This window comes from Halonotius aquaticus, assembly GCF_003605575.1.
Taxonomy (GTDB): Archaea; Halobacteriota; Halobacteria; order Halobacteriales; family Haloferacaceae; genus Halonotius; species Halonotius aquaticus.
Window position 1 is genome coordinate 1 of sequence record NZ_QKNY01000011.1, and the last position, 15,792, is coordinate 15,792.

General features: G+C 63.3%; 17 protein-coding genes. 13 read left to right on the forward strand and 4 right to left on the reverse strand.

Features of this window, described 5'->3' with window-relative positions:
- The first annotated feature begins 102 nt into the window (after positions 1-102).
- Both DM826_RS07540 and DM826_RS07545 read left to right on the forward strand, forming a co-directional pair.
- Complete coding sequence (locus tag DM826_RS07540; RefSeq protein WP_120102795.1) at positions 103-1,281, forward strand: M24 family metallopeptidase; 1,179 nt, start codon at positions 103-105, stop codon at positions 1,279-1,281.
- 51 nt (positions 1,282-1,332) lie between these two features.
- On the forward strand, positions 1,333-1,701 hold the full coding sequence (locus DM826_RS07545) for a hypothetical protein (protein ID WP_120102796.1): 369 nt from the start codon (positions 1,333-1,335) through the stop codon (positions 1,699-1,701).
- A 21-nt stretch (positions 1,702-1,722) separates the two neighbouring features.
- Here the strand turns inward: DM826_RS07545 and DM826_RS07550 are convergent, their stop codons facing one another.
- The gene (locus DM826_RS07550) at positions 1,723-2,301 is read right to left on the reverse strand and encodes a hypothetical protein (RefSeq protein WP_120102797.1); all 579 of its coding nucleotides are present in this window, start codon (positions 2,299-2,301) and stop codon (positions 1,723-1,725) included.
- Between the two features lie 247 nt (positions 2,302-2,548).
- Between DM826_RS07550 and DM826_RS07555 the strand changes: the two genes are divergently transcribed.
- The 4 genes from DM826_RS07555 to msrA all read left to right on the forward strand — a co-directional run bounded on the left by DM826_RS07555 (position 2,549) and on the right by msrA (position 6,630).
- Positions 2,549-3,307: a prephenate dehydrogenase/arogenate dehydrogenase family protein gene (locus DM826_RS07555; protein WP_120102798.1), complete on the forward strand. Its 759-nt coding sequence runs from the start codon at positions 2,549-2,551 to the stop codon at positions 3,305-3,307.
- The gene (locus DM826_RS07560) at positions 3,304-4,758 is read left to right on the forward strand and encodes a small ribosomal subunit Rsm22 family protein (RefSeq protein WP_120102799.1); all 1,455 of its coding nucleotides are present in this window, start codon (positions 3,304-3,306) and stop codon (positions 4,756-4,758) included. The genes DM826_RS07555 and DM826_RS07560 overlap by 4 nt, the downstream gene beginning before the upstream one ends.
- Before the next feature lie 95 nt (positions 4,759-4,853).
- On the forward strand, positions 4,854-6,023 hold the full coding sequence (locus DM826_RS07565) for a beta-alanine-activating enzyme beta-propeller domain-containing protein (RefSeq protein WP_165853275.1): 1,170 nt from the start codon (positions 4,854-4,856) through the stop codon (positions 6,021-6,023).
- A gap of 58 nt (positions 6,024-6,081) precedes the next feature.
- Positions 6,082-6,630: a peptide-methionine (S)-S-oxide reductase MsrA gene (gene msrA / locus DM826_RS07570; protein WP_120102801.1), complete on the forward strand. Its 549-nt coding sequence runs from the start codon at positions 6,082-6,084 to the stop codon at positions 6,628-6,630.
- 45 nt (positions 6,631-6,675) lie between these two features.
- Here msrA and DM826_RS07575 read toward each other — a convergent pair whose 3' ends face one another.
- Positions 6,676-7,758 (reverse strand): iron transporter, encoded by a 1,083-nt coding sequence (locus DM826_RS07575; RefSeq protein WP_120102802.1) that lies wholly within the window; start codon positions 7,756-7,758, stop codon positions 6,676-6,678.
- Positions 7,759-7,868: 110 nt separating this feature from the next.
- Here DM826_RS07575 and DM826_RS07580 point away from each other — a divergent pair, with 110 nt between their 5' ends.
- A complete protein-coding gene (locus tag DM826_RS07580; protein ID WP_120102849.1) occupies positions 7,869-9,185 on the forward strand; it encodes a DUF7405 family protein in 1,317 nt (438 codons plus the stop codon).
- 1 nt (position 9,186) lies between these two features.
- Here the strand turns inward: DM826_RS07580 and DM826_RS07585 are convergent, their stop codons facing one another.
- Complete coding sequence (locus tag DM826_RS07585) at positions 9,187-9,843, reverse strand: DsbA family protein (protein WP_120102803.1); 657 nt, start codon at positions 9,841-9,843, stop codon at positions 9,187-9,189.
- Positions 9,844-9,941: 98 nt separating this feature from the next.
- Between DM826_RS07585 and DM826_RS07590 the strand changes: the two genes are divergently transcribed.
- Together DM826_RS07590 and DM826_RS07595 are read left to right on the forward strand one after the other, a co-directional pair.
- Positions 9,942-10,367 carry a 2Fe-2S iron-sulfur cluster-binding protein gene (locus DM826_RS07590; RefSeq protein WP_120102804.1) on the forward strand — a complete coding sequence of 142 codons (426 nt, stop codon included), beginning with the start codon at positions 9,942-9,944 and terminating at the stop codon, positions 10,365-10,367.
- A 9-nt stretch (positions 10,368-10,376) separates the two neighbouring features.
- Positions 10,377-11,315: a methyltransferase domain-containing protein gene (locus DM826_RS07595; protein WP_133304665.1), complete on the forward strand. Its 939-nt coding sequence runs from the start codon at positions 10,377-10,379 to the stop codon at positions 11,313-11,315.
- Between the two features lie 77 nt (positions 11,316-11,392).
- Here the strand turns inward: DM826_RS07595 and DM826_RS07600 are convergent, their stop codons facing one another.
- Positions 11,393-12,238 (reverse strand): cytochrome c oxidase subunit 3, encoded by an 846-nt coding sequence (locus tag DM826_RS07600; RefSeq protein ID WP_120102806.1) that lies wholly within the window; start codon positions 12,236-12,238, stop codon positions 11,393-11,395.
- A 134-nt stretch (positions 12,239-12,372) separates the two neighbouring features.
- Between DM826_RS07600 and DM826_RS07605 the strand changes: the two genes are divergently transcribed.
- From DM826_RS07605 to DM826_RS07620, 4 genes are all read left to right on the forward strand, one after another.
- On the forward strand, positions 12,373-13,815 hold the full coding sequence (locus tag DM826_RS07605; RefSeq protein WP_205738817.1) for a hypothetical protein: 1,443 nt from the start codon (positions 12,373-12,375) through the stop codon (positions 13,813-13,815).
- Positions 13,815-14,156 carry a DNA-binding protein gene (locus tag DM826_RS13160; protein ID WP_205738818.1) on the forward strand — a complete coding sequence of 114 codons (342 nt, stop codon included), beginning with the start codon at positions 13,815-13,817 and terminating at the stop codon, positions 14,154-14,156. The genes DM826_RS07605 and DM826_RS13160 overlap by 1 nt, the downstream gene beginning before the upstream one ends.
- Positions 14,157-14,231: 75 nt before the next feature.
- Positions 14,232-14,822, forward strand: a complete 591-nt coding sequence (locus DM826_RS07615; RefSeq protein WP_120102808.1) for a HalX domain-containing protein — start codon at positions 14,232-14,234, stop codon at positions 14,820-14,822.
- Positions 14,823-14,868: 46 nt separating this feature from the next.
- The gene (locus tag DM826_RS07620; protein WP_120102809.1) at positions 14,869-15,687 is read left to right on the forward strand and encodes a histidine kinase; all 819 of its coding nucleotides are present in this window, start codon (positions 14,869-14,871) and stop codon (positions 15,685-15,687) included.
- The last annotated feature ends 105 nt before the right edge of the window (positions 15,688-15,792 follow it).

Consider the following 15,792-nt stretch of genomic DNA (forward strand, 5'->3'; position numbering starts at 1 on the left):
CTCTAAGCGCATATCCGAGGGTTTGGAGCCGGCGGCTTAGCGTTTGTTATGCAGCGACCACCGAACCGGGAGCCATACCTGTCGGGCCACCCATGGGCCGGTATGGAGCCGGATCTCACCGCCCTCGACGACCACCTCGCAGACCACGATGTCGACGGCTATCTCATCGACGCCGACAGCACCGACCCGAACCAGCGATACCTCTCGGGGTTCGACGCCCCCGATCCATTTCTGACCTGTTATACGCCCGATGGGCTCGCGCTGCTCGTTTCCGGACTGGAGTACGGCCGCGCGGTCACCGAGAGCCGCGCCGACACGGTGAAACGACCGGCCGACTACGACCGCCGCCAGCTTGTTGCGGAGTATGGCCCAACCGAAGCCAGCCACCGCATCAACAGCGCGTTTCTGGCCGACTGCGGCGTCGACAGCGTCTTTGTGCCCGATCGGTTCCCGCTGTCGACCGCCGACGGGCTCCGCGAGCAGGGCCACACCGTCAGCGTCGACACCGACGATGTGTTGATGGATATCCGAGCGGTGAAACAACCCGACGAGATCGATCACATCCGCGCAGCCCAAGCTGCCAACGAGGCGGCGATGGCAGCCGCGGAGTCGCTGCTCGCGGCCGCGAGCGTCGACAGCGATGGGCGACTTATCCACGAGGGCGAACCTCTCACCAGCGAGCGCGTCAAACACGAGATCGAGGCGACGCTGCTGGAGGACGGCTACGGGCTCGATTCGACGATCGTCGCCGGCGGCACCCAAGCCGCCGACCCACACGACCGCGGCAGCGGCCCGCTGCGGGCCGGCAAGGCGATCATCATCGACATCTTCCCGCAGGATAAGACGACGGGCTACCACGCCGACATGACCCGCACCTTCTGTGTCGGTGAGCCCGGAGAAACGATCAGCGAGTGGTACGACCTGACCGAGCGCGCTCTCGATGCGGCCCTCGATGCGGTCGAAGCCGGCGCGAGCGGCGCAGACGTCCATGCCGCCGCCTGCGAGGTTTACGAGGATGCGGGGCTCCCAACCTTCCGGACCGATCCGTCGACCGAGACCGGCTTCATCCATACGACCGGCCACGGCGTCGGGTTGGCAGTTCACGAACAGCCACGACTCAGTACCGAAGGTGGCGAACTCAACGCCGGTCAGGTCATCACGGTCGAACCGGGGCTCTACGATCCCGATGTGGGCGGCGTTCGCATCGAGGACATCATCGTCGTCACCGAGGACGGCTACGAGAATCTAACCGACTACCCACGGACATTCGTCGTCGACTGAGACGATGTGGCGAACCGAAACCCACAGGCCGCCCGCGGGCCACCATCCTGCATGAGCAACGAGCACACCACAACCGCCGTCAGCGTCGTCGTCACCGACGCGCCGGCCGGCGTGCGGAAGTACACCGCCCGGGTCGCCTGCGACGCCGCCGGCGAGGCGGTCATCGAGGCTGTCGAGCCCGGCCTGTTGGAACGCTACTTCGAGGTCGTCGACGGCGGCACAGGATCGGCGTTTGTCCGAGCCCGAGCGGTCGATATGACGGGCGAGGCCGGCTCGCTCACCGACCCCGCCTCGCTGTTTACGATCAGGTTCAGCGAGGCGGTGCCGGCGGAATCAATCACGCTCACCTTCGAGACGATTCAGGATCACACCGAGGAGACGATCCCTGATGAGGCGGTGCGCTTCGACGCCATCGAGTAATCACACTCGTGGTCACGTCCGTCAGCCACCGAGTTCATACCCGTAGGCCGAACGGTAGCGGACAGTTGGATCAGCATCGAGAGTGGGTTTGATCACCTCCTGCCACCACGTCGTCGCCTCGTGGTCTGTCGCCGAAGGTGGCGCGTAGCCGAGTGGATGTTCCGGCATGACACTGTCAGCAATTTCACCGTCGGTCGCCGGCCCGGCGGCGACAAGAAACTCCACGACCGCATCGTACGCCGCTCGCGCGGCGGTCGCGTCAACGGCATCGGGAAGCGTGATGCGGTCGATCGGATGGGACACGACGGCCGTTGAGGCGTCGGCGGCAGGTGAGCCACTGTAATCGGCTGCGTCGGCCCATTTTGTTGCTGTCGGCGTCGGCTCGGCTGTCGGCTCAGCGGGTGCTGTCGTTTCCAGCAACGCTTGGATAGTTTCGACCGCCGCCGCGAGATGCTCGGCGTCACCGTCATCGTAGGCCCCGTTGTCCGCGTTGTGGACGAACGCTTCGAGTGCTTCCCGATCTGTAGTCTCAATCCCGACAGCAGGATGTCCACCCGTGTGCGATTCATCGTGCCCGGAATGTATTAGTTGATTATTCATTTCTGAACAGTCTTCTCGTGCTTCTGTCTGATCTAATCGCGTATTCGATGACTATTCGTAAAAGAATTCGGATCAATATAGCTATATACCTAATATAGTCTTAGCCAGTTAGCCGATGAGAGCGAAGGGGGGCGCGATCAGCGACAACAGGACAACAGGCCAGCAGAACAGCGGCATTGCAAGCCGCTGGCAGACAGCCCGTCGCCCCCATCGAACCCCTTTTGGGACATCACCCGGAAAGGCGGGTATGAAGCTACTCATCGTCGGCGCGGGCGAGATGGGGCGGTGGCTGGCCGACACCGTCGACGCCGACGTTGCGTTTACCGATGCTGATCCCGCCGTCGCCGAGGCGGCAGCCGACCCTCGAGCGGCGCGAGCGGTGCCAAGCGACACCGCGGAATCCTTTGATGCCGTCGGGGTTGCGGTGCCGATGTCGGTCGTCGACGAGGCGATCGCCACCTACGCGCCGCTGGCCGAGACGGCCGTCTTCGACATCTCAGGAGTCATGGATCGACCGCTGGCGGCGATGGCCGACCATGCCCCTGACTGCGAGCAGGCCAGTTTTCATCCCTTATTTGCACCGCCGCGAGTCCCCGGCAACATCGCGGTTGTCACCGCGACCGCGGGCCCGACGCTGGCGACGATCCGTGAAGCCATGGTCGAGGCCGGCAACACCGTCTTCGAGACAACAGCCGCCGACCACGACAGCGCGATGGAGACGATTCAGGCCGGCGCCCACACGGCCGTGCTGGCCTACGCGCTCGTCGCCGGCGACATCCGCGAGGAGTTCGCTACGCCGGTGTCCGAACGGCTCGAATCGCTGGCGACGACGGTCACCGAGGGGAGCCCCGAGGTGTACAGCGAGATCCAAGCGGCGTTTGATGGGGCCGACGACATCGCGGCAGCCGCCCAGCGGATCGCCGACGCCGACAGCGAGGCCTTTGCCGACCTCTATGCGGAAGCCAAGCGCAACGTCGACGCCGACAGCCGGGTGACAGACGAGTGATCGACCGAGAGGCTGTCCGCTCGAACGCGAAGTATCTCCGGCAGGTGCGGCCGATCGATCCCGACGAGATCGCCGAATACATCGACGGCCAGCCACACCCCGCCGTTGTCGCCCAAACACTGCGGGAGGAGGCGTTCGACCTCGGCCTCGTCGAGCGTGCGGATGGAACCTTCGTCCCGCTTGAGGCCGAGGCAGTCCCCCACCGAGAGTGGTCGCCAGCGGCGTTGCCTGCGGCGTATAGCCGTGCTGTCGAGGATTTCCTCGTCAAGCAGTACGGAGCCAACTGGCATCGCGGGGAATCAGGGACAACGCTTCGGTCGACGATCAGAACGCTGAAAGCCGACTATCTCACCGGCGACGATATCGAATACGACGCGGCGACCGCCGCAGGGTATGCGATCTATCACCTGCCGGCCTACTATGCGACCATCGGCTACGTGCTGGCGACGCTCACCGAGCGAGGGTTGCTGCCGGCGTCGCTGCGCGTCCTCGATGTGGGCGCCGGCGTCGGTGGGCCGGCACTTGGGCTCCACGATTTTGTCTTCGGCGACGCGGATGACCGCGAGCCGACAGCCGGCCTCGTCGATTACCACGCCGTCGAGCCAAGCGCGGCGGCTGACGTGTTGGATCGTGTGCTCAGCGAGACTAGCCGCAACTTCCGGTCGACGATTCATCGGTCGACGATCGAGACGTTCGACTATGATGCGGTCGACACAGACGACGACCCGTTTGATCTGCTCATCTTCGGCAACGTCTGCAACGAACTCGACGACCCGGTCGCCGTCGTCGAGGACTCGCTGTCACATCTGGCCGACGACGGGACGATACTGCTGTTGGAGCCCGCCGACCGCAACACTGCAATCGAACTCCGGGAGATCGAGCGAGCGATCGCCGGCGGCGACACCGACGCAACCGTCTACGCGCCAACGCTGCGGCTCTGGGATGGCGCGGAACCCGACGACCGCGGCTGGTCGTTCGACGTGCGCCCGGAGATCGCCGTGCCGGCGTTTCAGGATCGCCTCGCCGAGGCGGCCGCCGAGGCCGACGAGGACGACCCGGACGCATTCCGCAACGTCGATGTCCAGTTCGCCTACAGCCTGCTGCGCCGAGACGACGAGCGACGCTACCCGTTCCGGGCGAGTCGGGATCGACACGCGAAGATGGCCGCGATGGACGACCATGTCACCGAGCGGATCGACCTGCTGGCGGTCAAACTGAGCCATGATCTCAGCGACGGCGACAACGCGGTGTTCAAGATCGGCGACGGCAGCCAGACGACCGACCACTACGCCGTGGTGACAAAGGAGTCTGGGCTGAATCGGGCGTTGGCGAGCGCCGACTACGGCGCGGTACTGGCCTTCGAGAACGCCCTCGTCTTATGGAATGACGACGAAGAAGCTTACAATCTCGTTGTCGATGGCGAAACTGTGGTTGATCAGGTGTCCGGCTAACCCCGCGTTGACCTGTTTGCTGGCTGAATAAAGCCCGAAACGCGTGTGGCGTGCGGCCGACTCCTTTTTGCGGGTGGGGGTATACAGCGGTAGGTGTGAGCGACGACGAAGACCGGTTGGAGGCTAAGGGCGAATACTGGGATTTCGAGGTTGACGCCGGCCTCCCGGATTCGATCACCGAAGACGACGAGGAAGACGACAGCTACCAGATCCGCCTCGAAGAGGCCGCCGGCAAGGTCAAATGGTCATACAGCACGGGCGGCCTCGGCGGCTCCGCGCCGACGGTCGTCGGCGGCACGGTCGTCGCCGGCGGCGACGGCGACAGCATCTACGCTGTCAACGCGAAGACAGGCGAAGAGCAGTGGGTCTTCGAAACTGACGACTTCGTCGAATCCGCGCCCACCGTCGTCGACGGACGGGTCGTTGTCGGCAGCGACGACGGCCATGTCTACGCGATTGACGCCGACACCGGCAGCCAACAGTGGGCATTTCGAACCGCACGATTCATCGAGTCGTCGCCGACGATCGCCGGCAACGCGGTTTTCGTCGGTGGGGGCGACGGCTACGTCTACTCGCTACACGCCGGGATGGGCAAAGAGCGGTGGGCGGTCGGCACCGATGGCCCGATCTACGCCTCCCCAACCGTGACCAACAGCACCGTCTACATCGGCAGCGACGACGGCCACGTGTACGCACTAAGTGCGGCCTCTGGCGAGCAACGCTGGGCCTTCGAAACCGGCGGCCCGGTGCGCTCCTCGCCGACGGTCGCCGGCGACACCGTCTTCATCGGGAGCGGCGACGGCACCCTGTACGCCCTGGACGCCAAATGGGGCGACAAGCAGTGGGAGTTTGCCACCGGCGACGCCATCAACTCCTCGCCGACAGTCGCCGAGGGGAGCGTCTTCGTCGGCAGCGACGATGGCGCGCTGTATGCCATCGACGCCGCATCCGGCGACCGGCAGTGGTCATTCGAAACTGATAGCCGAGTGTGGTCGTCGCCGACGGTCGCCAGCGGCACCGTCTATGTCGGCAGCAACGACGGCTACGTCTACGCGATCAGTACGACAACCGGACAGCGCGACTGGATGTTCGATGCCGAGGACTGGGTCGACACCGCGCCGGTCGTCGTCAACGAGACGGTGTATGTTACCAGCGACGACGGGACGATCTACGCGCTCGGGGCTGGCGTCCGTGGCTCCAGCACCGACTCGCGGGTGAACCTCGGGACGCTCAGCCACCACGGCGGCTGGGCTGGGGGCGGTTAACTGTCGTTGTGATACGTGCGAGCCGTGGCTTCTTGTTGCTCCCGACCCAAGACCTGTTATGGCAAGCGCAGCAGCGACATTCGGCGGCGGCTGTTTCTGGTGTATCGAAGCCCCGTTCAAGGAACTCGCAGGCGTCGAGTCGGCTGTCTCCGGCTACGCTGGCGGAGATGTGGTTGACCCGAGCTACAAGGAAGTCTGTTCGGGGACGACCGGCCACGCCGAGGTCGTGCAAGTCGAATACGATCCCGACGTGATCAGCTACGGCGACCTGCTGGAAGTCTTTGTTACCGTGCACGATCCGACCCAACTCAACCGACAGGGGCCAGATGTCGGGACGCAGTACCGCTCGGCAATCTTCACCCACGACGACGACCAGCAGGACGCCGCCGAGGCGTTTCTCGCCGAACTCGACGCCAGCGACGCCTACGACGACGAGATCGTCACCGAGGTCGAACCGCTTGAGACGTTCTATCGGGCCGAAGAACACCATCAGGACTACTACGAAAAAAACCCCTCACAGGCTTACTGCTCAATGCACATCCCGCCGAAACTCGATAAGGTGCGCGAGAAGTTTGCCGACCGGCTCCGCGAGCAACCAGTTCACTGACGCTGTGATCAGTGCGTTGCTGGCAGCGACACTACCGAGCCCCGCTTAGTCCAACTCGACGGTCGGCGTCTCGAAGAAGGCGGTCTCGTACCCCTCGTGACGGGCGACCTGTGGCGGCGTCGTCACATCAATTGTGGCTGTCTCTTCGCCGGTCGCACCGGGGACAACCGCGCCGTAGTGGAAGCCGAGTTCCGGATCCAGTGACGGTTCCAGGGAGGTGCTCTCAACAACTGTCTCGCCATTCGAGTCGGTGAGCGTCCCGGCCAGCCCCATACTCGGAACCACCAACTCGTTGTACCGCGTCGCCGCGGTGACCGCGAGATACGGCGCGTCGCCGAAGCGGTCGTCGGTCAGGACGGCAGCCGCATACCGGATGTCGTCGGCGCGTCCCGTTCCCAGTTGGGTGCCACCAAGGTCGCGGACGCTACCGGTCGGCATCGCCATCCCGTTCATTTCCATGCGCATTGGCGACAGCGCACCTGGGTCGCCCTGTCGATCCTCGTAGGTTTCGTAGGCGAGTTCGTTGCGGGCGGCTTCGCTGTAATCAAGATTGATCGTCACGGTCTGAGGCTTGTCAAAGCGACCCTCGAAGCCACCGAACCGGGTGGCGGTCGTCGCGCCAACAGTGACGTTGACCGTGTAGGTGTCGTCGCCGTCGAGATGGTAGTTATCGCCGTAATGAAAGCCCATGCGCTGGGAGAGCATCGGGTACACCGTCTCACGTTCGTCGACGTTGTTGCCGCCGCGGGCCGCGATGTCGACGCTTGAGACCGGCAACACGACACCGGTCTCGGCGTCCCAGATATTTGCCATGATATGTATCGCGTCGTCGCCGTCGACGCTGAACTGCTCGGCTTCGTAGCGCCCCTCGCGTTTGAACACCCGCCAGAACCGATGGGGGAAGGTGTAGGCCAGCGAGACCGCCAGCCCATCGTCGGTCTGTGCCATCCCGCCCATGGCCATCTCCTCGGTGTGGGTTGGATAGTAGATCGCCGCCGGGCGGTCGGCGACCAGCTCGGGTTCCCGCCCATAGCTCACGCCATCGAGAGAGGTAAACGAATCAACACAGCCGGCAGCACCAACTGCCAGCCCGGCCGTTGTACCGGCGAGAAACTGTCGTCGCTTCATAACCCGCTTAGCTGCTCAGCGACCAAACGAGTTCTGGTGTAGGCGACGAAACACGTGGGGACGACTACCAGAACCCATATCTGACGCAGTCGACTACTCCGAGTATGACACTGCCCGACACGTCTGCGTCCCGTCGGGACGTACTGAAGGCAGCGTTGGCGACCGGTGGCGCGGCCGCGCTGTCGGCCTGTCTAGAGGCCGTCGACGACGAGCCGATCCCCCAAGGCGTCGACGATCCCGAGACGCTCCCGGATCGCCAATTTGCGTGGAACGACAGCCTCGACCACGACGAGGCTGGCAACGTCGTCCTTCCAGAACACCACCTATTTTTGTATCTCACCTACGACGGCGAGGCCGGCAACGATGGAACCCCCACCGACGCCGACCGCGAACGGCTAACTGCCGCCCTGCGAACGATCGAACGCGCCTACGAACGGAGCAACCGCGGCGTCGTCTTCGATCTCGGCTACTCGCCGGCGTACTTCGATCGGTTCGAGGCGTCGCTGCCGGAGTCGGTCGATCTCCCCCCGCCGCGTCGGCTCACGCCGGTTGATACGCCAACGCTGGACGAACAGGACGCCCTCCTGCAGCTGGCGTCGGATCGCAGCGACGCCCTGCTGGCGATCGAGGAAACGCTATTCCCGGACGGCGACGACACCCCAGAAACGCTCAACGGTGTTGCGGTGACGGGTCGACTGGGCGAGGTGTTCCGGATCGACGACCGCCGAACCGGATTCATCGGACCGGGACTGCCCGCCGCCAACCAGGGCGTCGGCGGGATTCCCGAAGATGGGCCCGTTCCTGATGCTGCACCGCTGTTTATGGGCTTCAAAGCCGGCTTTGCGGCCAACCAGGCCAGCGAGGCATCGGTGGCCATCGAGGACGGCCCCTTCGCCGGCGGCACTACGAAACACGTCGCCCGGATCCGCCAGCAACTCGACAAGTGGTACGACGAAAACAGCCACGAGGAGATGGTCGCGAAACTGTTTAGCCCGCAGCTCGCTGAGTCGGGGGCTGTCGAGGGCGTCGGCGAGAATCTCGGCGACGACAGCGGGATCACCGCGGAGCTGTTTGCGGCGATCGACGAGACCGCCGACGTGTTCGGGCTTGTTGGGCACGCAGAAAAGGCCGCCCGCGGCAACCGCGACAGCGAGGGCAACGTCCGCACGCTACGCCGCCACGTCGAATCGACCGACAACGACAACGCCAGTCTCCATTTTCCCTCTTACCAACAGCAAATCAGTGAGTTTGAGGCGGTACAGGAAGCGATGAACGGAACCGATATCGTTGCCGACAACCCGGAGATCGATCCGCGGGTCAGAAACGGGATCTTCCGCTATATCTTCGTCGAAAACCGTGGCAACTTCTTCATCCCGCCGCGGTCGCGGCGAGCATTTCCGACGCCACAAGGCGGGGACGCGGCGTAAGCTACAGGGCGTCGTCGATCGCGCTGCTGACCGGCTCGTACCAGCCACCGCTTTCGGGCGGCTCGATCAGCGTGTCGTTGACAAAGATACCAGGTGTTGATTCAACGCCCCTGTCGATCCCAGTTTGTCGGTTTGCGCTCAGCACCTGCTCGTAGGTAGCGTTGCTGGCATCACTTAGCACGCGACAGGGATCGGCACCGACTTCGTCAGCGAGGTCACCGATGAGCTGCCAGGAGTAGTCGGCCTGGTTCTCGTAGGCCGCAAGGCTAAACTCGAAAAACGCCGCATCGTCCTGTGTCTGTTGAACGCTCCGAGCGGCGTTGGCAACTCGGTTCGACCAATCAGAGACAGGGATAGGGAAATCGAAATGGCGGAACCGAACAGTCTCGCCCGCAAGATAGTCGGTTTTGAGTTGGCTGAGTCCGCCGGTGGCGAAGTCCGCACAGTGCGGACAGGCAAAATCCTCGAACACATCCACGGTGACCGTGGCCTCGCTCGGGCCCACGACAGGTTGAGAGAGGTCTGCGACGGGCTCGCGCTCCGTGAGCTCACAGCTGTGGCTCGTCGTTCCCGGCCCGGTGTCACCGGCACAGCCGGCGAGGCCGACAGCGGCGGCCGTCCCAACAGTCGTGAGATACGCGCGTCGCGTTGATGGCATACATCGGTGTTGTCGCGGCGATATTTAGCTTCGTTGAGACCGAAAGACAGCGACAGGCTGTCGGTAAGCCTTTGAGGAGCCACCCCGTTGAGTCGACCATGCCGACTGTTCACTTCCGCGGTGAGGAAATCGAATGCCGAGAAGGCGCGACGCTCAGAGATGTGCTGTTGGATGCAGATCTGACCCCACACAATGGCAAATCGAAGGTACTCAACTGCCACGGGTTCGGTAACTGCGGCACCTGTGCGGTCAAGGTCGACGGCGAGGTCAGCGACAAGGGCATCCGCGAGAAAGGTCGCCTGTTAGTGCCACCACACCACCCGAACTATGACCTCCGCTTGGCCTGCCAGACGAAGGTCATGGGGGATGTAACCGTCGAGAAATACCCCGGGATGTGGGGCACGCAGATTGCGAAGGAGCCGCTGCCGCCGCTGACAGACGACGCCGACGCGGACGACACCGTCGACGCTGACGACGAGCCAACCGCCGCCAGCGCGGATGAAACCCCCGCCGACGCCGACTAACCACACGACGTGCCCCGTTCGTTCGACGATTTTGTGCGGTATCTCGACGCCAAGAAATCGGTCGACGACCGTGCACTCCACCGACCGACCGTCGATCGCCTTGGTGCCGAACTCGACAGCCGAGCGACGGCCCGTGATGGAGAGCCGATTCGAATCCTCGAAGTCGGCTTCGGGATCGGCACGATGCTGGAGCGACTCTGCGCCTGGGACGCACTTCCCTCGCAGGTCGAGTATGTCGGCGTCGACATCGAAGACACAAACATCGCGGCGGCAAGCGACCGTCTGACCGACGGCGACTTTGAGCAAACTGCCAGCCACCAGTTCTCACGCACCAACGACGACGAAACGGTGACCGTCGAGTTGCACGCCGCTGATGCCTTCGAGTTCGCGGCCAACCGCTATGATCCGACGGCGGCCGATCCGCAGTTCGATCTGCTGATCGGGATGGCCTTTCTTGATATCGTGCCGTTTGCGCAGGTTGCCCAACAGCTACTTCCGCTGATTTCTGGCGGCGGCCTTGGCTACTTCCCGATCACCTTCGACGGCGTCACCGACGTGCGACCGGTTGACGATCCGGGGGTGACGGCGACCCTGCTGGATGGCTTTCACGCCGCGATGGATGCCCCCGCCCGGCCGGGCGGCAGCCAGACCGGCCGGCGGCTGTTTACCGAATTACCGGCCGCCGGTGCCGCCCAGCTCGCAGCCGGCGGCTCCGACTGGGTTGTGATACCGAGCGATGATGGCTATCCCGCCGATGAAGCGATGTTTCTCCGCCATATCGTCGATACGATCGAAACCGCGTTGCTGACGGAAACACCGAATGCCGCCATCGACACCGTCAGCGACGACGCGATCCGGGCGTGGGCGCGGCAGCGACACGCCCAGATCGATCGCGGGGAGCTAACCTATCTGGCGCACAACATCGATCACCTAATCCGGATGCCGTAAGCTGTCGGTGCCGACAGCTACTGGTGTGACACAGTCGAGACGGAGCAACAGCGTCAAAAACAGTCCCAGACGAGTCGCTACGCTTGGCCCGCGCCGACGTAGAGGACGACGACGAGGAAGATCCAGACGGCGTCGACAAAGTGCCAGTACATCGAAGCCGTCGACACCGAGAGGTGTCGTTCAGCGGAATACTGGCCATACAGCGCGCGCACGAAGACGATCCCGAGGATGGCTGCTCCCAGCCCAACGTGGAGGCCGTGGAGGCCGGTCAGCCCGAAGAACGCCGAGGAGTAGACCCCCTGTGTCCACGTGAAGCCGTATTCGCCGATGAACTCGAAGTATTCCAGCGCTTGCCCGCCGAGGAAGACAACCGCAAACAGGATCGTCAGTCCCATCCCACGCAGGAAATTCGTTCGGTCACCGTCGCGCAGGGCGACGTGGGCCCAGTGGAGCGTAAACGAGGAGGCGATCAGGATCGCCGTGTTAGCGAGGATCAGCGAACTGATCAGATCCGGCGTTGTCGACGGCAACGTCCACTCCGCGCCAGCACGGAAGTAGAAGTAGTAGCTGAAGATCGCCCCGAACGTAGCCAACTCGGAGCCGAGGAACGCGATCATCCCCCATCGCAAGGAGGCATGGCCGTGTTCAGTTGTATCGCGGCTCCAGAATTTGGTGATGAAAGCGTGATACAGCCAGCCGTAAATGCCGACCAAGAACAGCCCAACGCTGCCGGCGACCGCCGCCGGCCCGAGAAGCGGGCTGATCGCATCCCCGATGATCCAGAGTGCCACGCCGATGTAGATGCCGGCCGCCCCGAGTGCGGTCACAAACGGCCACCAACTCGCCTCGCCGAAGCCGCGCGGCCAGTCTTCGACCGCCGGGAGGTGGTGGTCGTCGTGTCCGTCCTCCGTTTCGGTGCTCATACTACCCCGTTGCAAGTGTGTGATTAAAAATCCTCTTAACCACGTGGGTGACACGAGATCGGCTGGCGTCGCCACCAAGGCGTTGATTCCGAAGATCCGCAAGCTACTCCTGTCGGCTGGCGCAACCCACGATAATGACTGAACGCGGTGCTGGACGACCAACCACGGACGCTGGCGGTCGCTGGCAACGAATGGCCCTGCGGGTGGTACTTATCGCCGCGGTTGCGGCCCCACTGGTGGCACTCCTCTCGGAGCCAGCGATCGCCCATGCGGCCGCGCTCCGGGGGTCGACAAGCTCTGTGGAAGTGCCAACCTGGCTCTTCCTGACGACCGGCGGCGGCACGGTCGGCGCGTCGTTTCTGCTGGCGTCGTTTGTCACCGATCGAGCGTTCATGCGGTCGATCCACGACTGGGGATTCACACTTCCCGCTCCGGGTCGGCTGCTCAGACTCGGCGGCCAACTCGTCGGGCTCGCGGTGCTGGCGGCAACCGTTGGGATCGGCTATCTCGGCCCAGAGACGGGGTATCGCAATCTGGCGATCCTCGTCGTCTGGGTCGGCTGGTGGGGCGGCTACGTCGCCTCGACGTATCTCATCGGCAACACGTGGCCGACGTTGAACCCCTTCCGTACGGTGGCATCGCTGCTGCCATCACTGGATCGGCCGTATCCTGCTCGGCTCGGCGCGTGGCCAAGTGTCGCCGGGTTACTCGCGCTCATCTGGATCGAGGTGGTCAGTCCGCTGGCCGACGATCCACGGCTGTTGGCGACGACGATTGGAGCCTACACGGCTGTCAGTGCTGCCGGCAGCGTCGTCTACGGCACCGACACGTGGTTCGGCCGTGTCGATCCGATCTCGCGGGTGTTTGCGTTGTTTGGTCAGTTCGCACCACTCAAACGAACCGACGACGGGCTCTCACTCCGGCTGCCCGGGGGCGCGCTCACCGATCGCGGTGCTGTGTCGGGGCATGCAGAGACCGTCTTCGTCGTCGCGGTACTCTATGTGACGACCTTCGATGGCTTCGTTGGCACCGGGCTCTGGGCCCGCCTTATCACCGCGGTCGTCGAGATCGGTGTGCCGCCGCTGGCCGGCTATCTGGGCGCGTATCTCGTCGGATTCGGACTGTTTGTCGCCGCGTTCTGGTGGGCGATCAGTCTCGCCCGGCGGTTTGGCCGTACCTACATCACCCAAACGGCGTTGGCCGAGCGGTTCGCGCCGTCGCTGGTGGCGATCGCCGCCGGCTACCACATCGCCCATAATCTCGGCTTCATCCTCGGAGTGGCCCCATCACTCGCTGTCGTCGCCGCGAGCCCGCTGTCGCCACCCCAGCAGCCGCCGGTGCTGACGACCCTGCCCGGCTGGATTGCAGGGCTTGAACTCGCCTTCGTGTTGGTTGGGCACTTCATCGCGGTGTGGATCGCCCACGCCGCGGCCTACGAACTCCTGCCCGGGCGACTGGAGGCGATCAAAAGCCAATACGGGATCACGCTGGTGATGATCGCCTACACGATTATCAGCCTCTGGATCGTGACAACGCCAACGGTCACACCACCGTTCCTCGGTGGAGGTGGTGTGTGATGTCGACCGGGCGGGCTGGCGACGACAGCGAGGCTCAAAATAGCAGCGACACCAGTCACACACAGGCCACCGCTGAGCTACGGCCGGAGACACACGTCCCCGACGGCGAGAACCCACGACAGTGTCCACACTGCGGGTTTGAACTCCCGGCCGACGACCAATTTCGGCTGCATCTCGGGCTCAACCACTATGACAAACTAGATGATGCCGACCAGCAGGCGTTTCGTGACGCCTACCAGCAGGAGGAAGCAGCACTCACCCGGTTTCGGATCATCGCCCTCGGCGGACTCGTGGTACTCTACTTTGGATTTTTGCTGATCTATGCGCTGTTAGCGACATGACACGCACCCCATACTGTAGCGGAAGTATAAAGTTCACAGCACTCGATTTATTGGACGACCGGGCACCCGATATTCATGACTACTATCTCGACAGATGACGCGACGATTCTTGTCGTCGACGACGAACGAGATGTCGCCGACCTCTATGCCTTCCGGCTTGAAGAACACTACACTGTTCGCACCGCCTACGGCGGGCAGGAGGCACTTGACGCGTTCGACAGCGATATCGATGTGATCCTCTTAGACCGCCGGATGCCGGGGCTTACCGGCGATGAGGTGCTCCAGCGCGTCCGCGAGGCCGATGCAGACGTCCGTGTCGTGATGGTCACCGCGATCGATCCGGATGTCGATATCGTCGATATGGACTTCGACGACTATCTCTGTAAGCCGATCGGCAAGGAGACGCTGCTGGAGGCTGTCGAACACCAGCTGACCGCCCGCGAGTACGGCGAAACCGTCCAAGAACTGTTTCGAGCGACCTCAAAGGTGGGCGTGCTCGAAGCAGAGAAATCAGCCGAAGAACTCGAGGAGTCCGCGGAGTATCAGGAGCTGACCCAGCGCATCGAGGAGCTCCGGGCCGAACAAAGCGAACTCATCGAGGAGTTAGACGACTTCGAGGCCGCGTTCAACGCGATCGACCGCGCGCCGAAGGAACCGATGCAGTAACGGGCGCGCCGCGCCGTTTTATCTGTCTACAGTCCCTACAACAAATATGAACGACGAGCTGCCGGACTCGCTGTCGGGATTTATCGACGAAACCACCGGCAGCCAGGAGAAGACGCTGCTCCTGATAAACCGAACCGAGCCCCAGCCGCTCGTAAACCTCTTAGATCGCGCCTTTGAGAATCAATCCATTCAGATCCAAGAGCGACACATCCCTGAAGGCGACAGCGACGTGGTGTGTCTGATCGAAAACGGACAGGTGAGTGCCGTCTCGTCGTTTGCGGATCTCAGCGAAACGTTTCTGCTTGTCAACGCCGACCGCTATCGAACCAGCACCGGTCGCTCCGCGACGGGCTCCTTCCCGGACGTGTTGACGGGGCTCGATGATATCGAGTTTACCGTCCGTGGGTTTCCGGAGTCCAACAAGGAGAAGCTGCTGTTGGTTGTCATCTCGCGGTTCATCGAGGATCGCGCACTGGCCTGTGGCAACGGCGAGTTCCACAGCACGTTTCAGCGGCTCTCCCGGCTTGACGACGAGTACGGGACTCGCAAGATGTATGAGTGGCTCGGCGACAGCAACGTTGAGACCCACGTCTACGGCATCCGTGACGATCCCGGTGTCGTCGACGATCTTGATGTGATTGTGCACGCTGGGACAACCCACGAGTATCGTCGATCGTGGGTGGTACTGTTTACTCCCGAAACAGACACAGGTGACGCCAGTGGTAGCGATATCGCCGCGGCCGACGCCTGCAACCCCGTCGCGCTCGTTGCCATCGAGACTGGCCCGAACGTCTGGCGGAGCATGTGGACCTACGACCGCGACCGCGTCGAGCGGATCAAGGCCTACGTCAACGATCGATTTTGACGCACGGTCACACTCGAAGGCGGGTATTTTCCACACGGAAAACGCTGAATCCAACGTCCGACGCTCTGGAAAGTATTTTATGCGTCTCGGGCGTCGGTATACCAA

Bases quoted from the DNA above. Each gene is read 5' to 3' on its own strand.
- DM826_RS07550 (WP_120102797.1), bottom strand. From the start codon at position 2,301: ATGAATAATCAACTAATACATTCCGGGCACGATGAATCGCACACGGGT.
- DM826_RS07555 (WP_120102798.1), top strand. From the start codon at position 2,549: ATGAAGCTACTCATCGTCGGCGCGGGCGAGATGGGGCGGTGGCTGGCC.
- DM826_RS07545 (WP_120102796.1), top strand. From the start codon at position 1,333: ATGAGCAACGAGCACACCACAACCGCCGTCAGCGTCGTCGTCACCGAC.
- DM826_RS07540 (WP_120102795.1), top strand. From the start codon at position 103: ATGGAGCCGGATCTCACCGCCCTCGACGACCACCTCGCAGACCACGAT.
- msrA (WP_120102801.1), top strand. From the start codon at position 6,082: ATGGCAAGCGCAGCAGCGACATTCGGCGGCGGCTGTTTCTGGTGTATC.
- DM826_RS13160 (WP_205738818.1), top strand. From the start codon at position 13,815: ATGTCGACCGGGCGGGCTGGCGACGACAGCGAGGCTCAAAATAGCAGC.
- DM826_RS07605 (WP_205738817.1), top strand. From the start codon at position 12,373: ATGACTGAACGCGGTGCTGGACGACCAACCACGGACGCTGGCGGTCGC.
- DM826_RS07600 (WP_120102806.1), bottom strand. From the start codon at position 12,238: ATGAGCACCGAAACGGAGGACGGACACGACGACCACCACCTCCCGGCG.
- DM826_RS07585 (WP_120102803.1), bottom strand. From the start codon at position 9,843: ATGCCATCAACGCGACGCGCGTATCTCACGACTGTTGGGACGGCCGCC.
- DM826_RS07590 (WP_120102804.1), top strand. From the start codon at position 9,942: ATGCCGACTGTTCACTTCCGCGGTGAGGAAATCGAATGCCGAGAAGGC.
- DM826_RS07575 (WP_120102802.1), bottom strand. From the start codon at position 7,758: ATGAAGCGACGACAGTTTCTCGCCGGTACAACGGCCGGGCTGGCAGTT.
- DM826_RS07615 (WP_120102808.1), top strand. From the start codon at position 14,232: ATGACTACTATCTCGACAGATGACGCGACGATTCTTGTCGTCGACGAC.
- DM826_RS07620 (WP_120102809.1), top strand. From the start codon at position 14,869: ATGAACGACGAGCTGCCGGACTCGCTGTCGGGATTTATCGACGAAACC.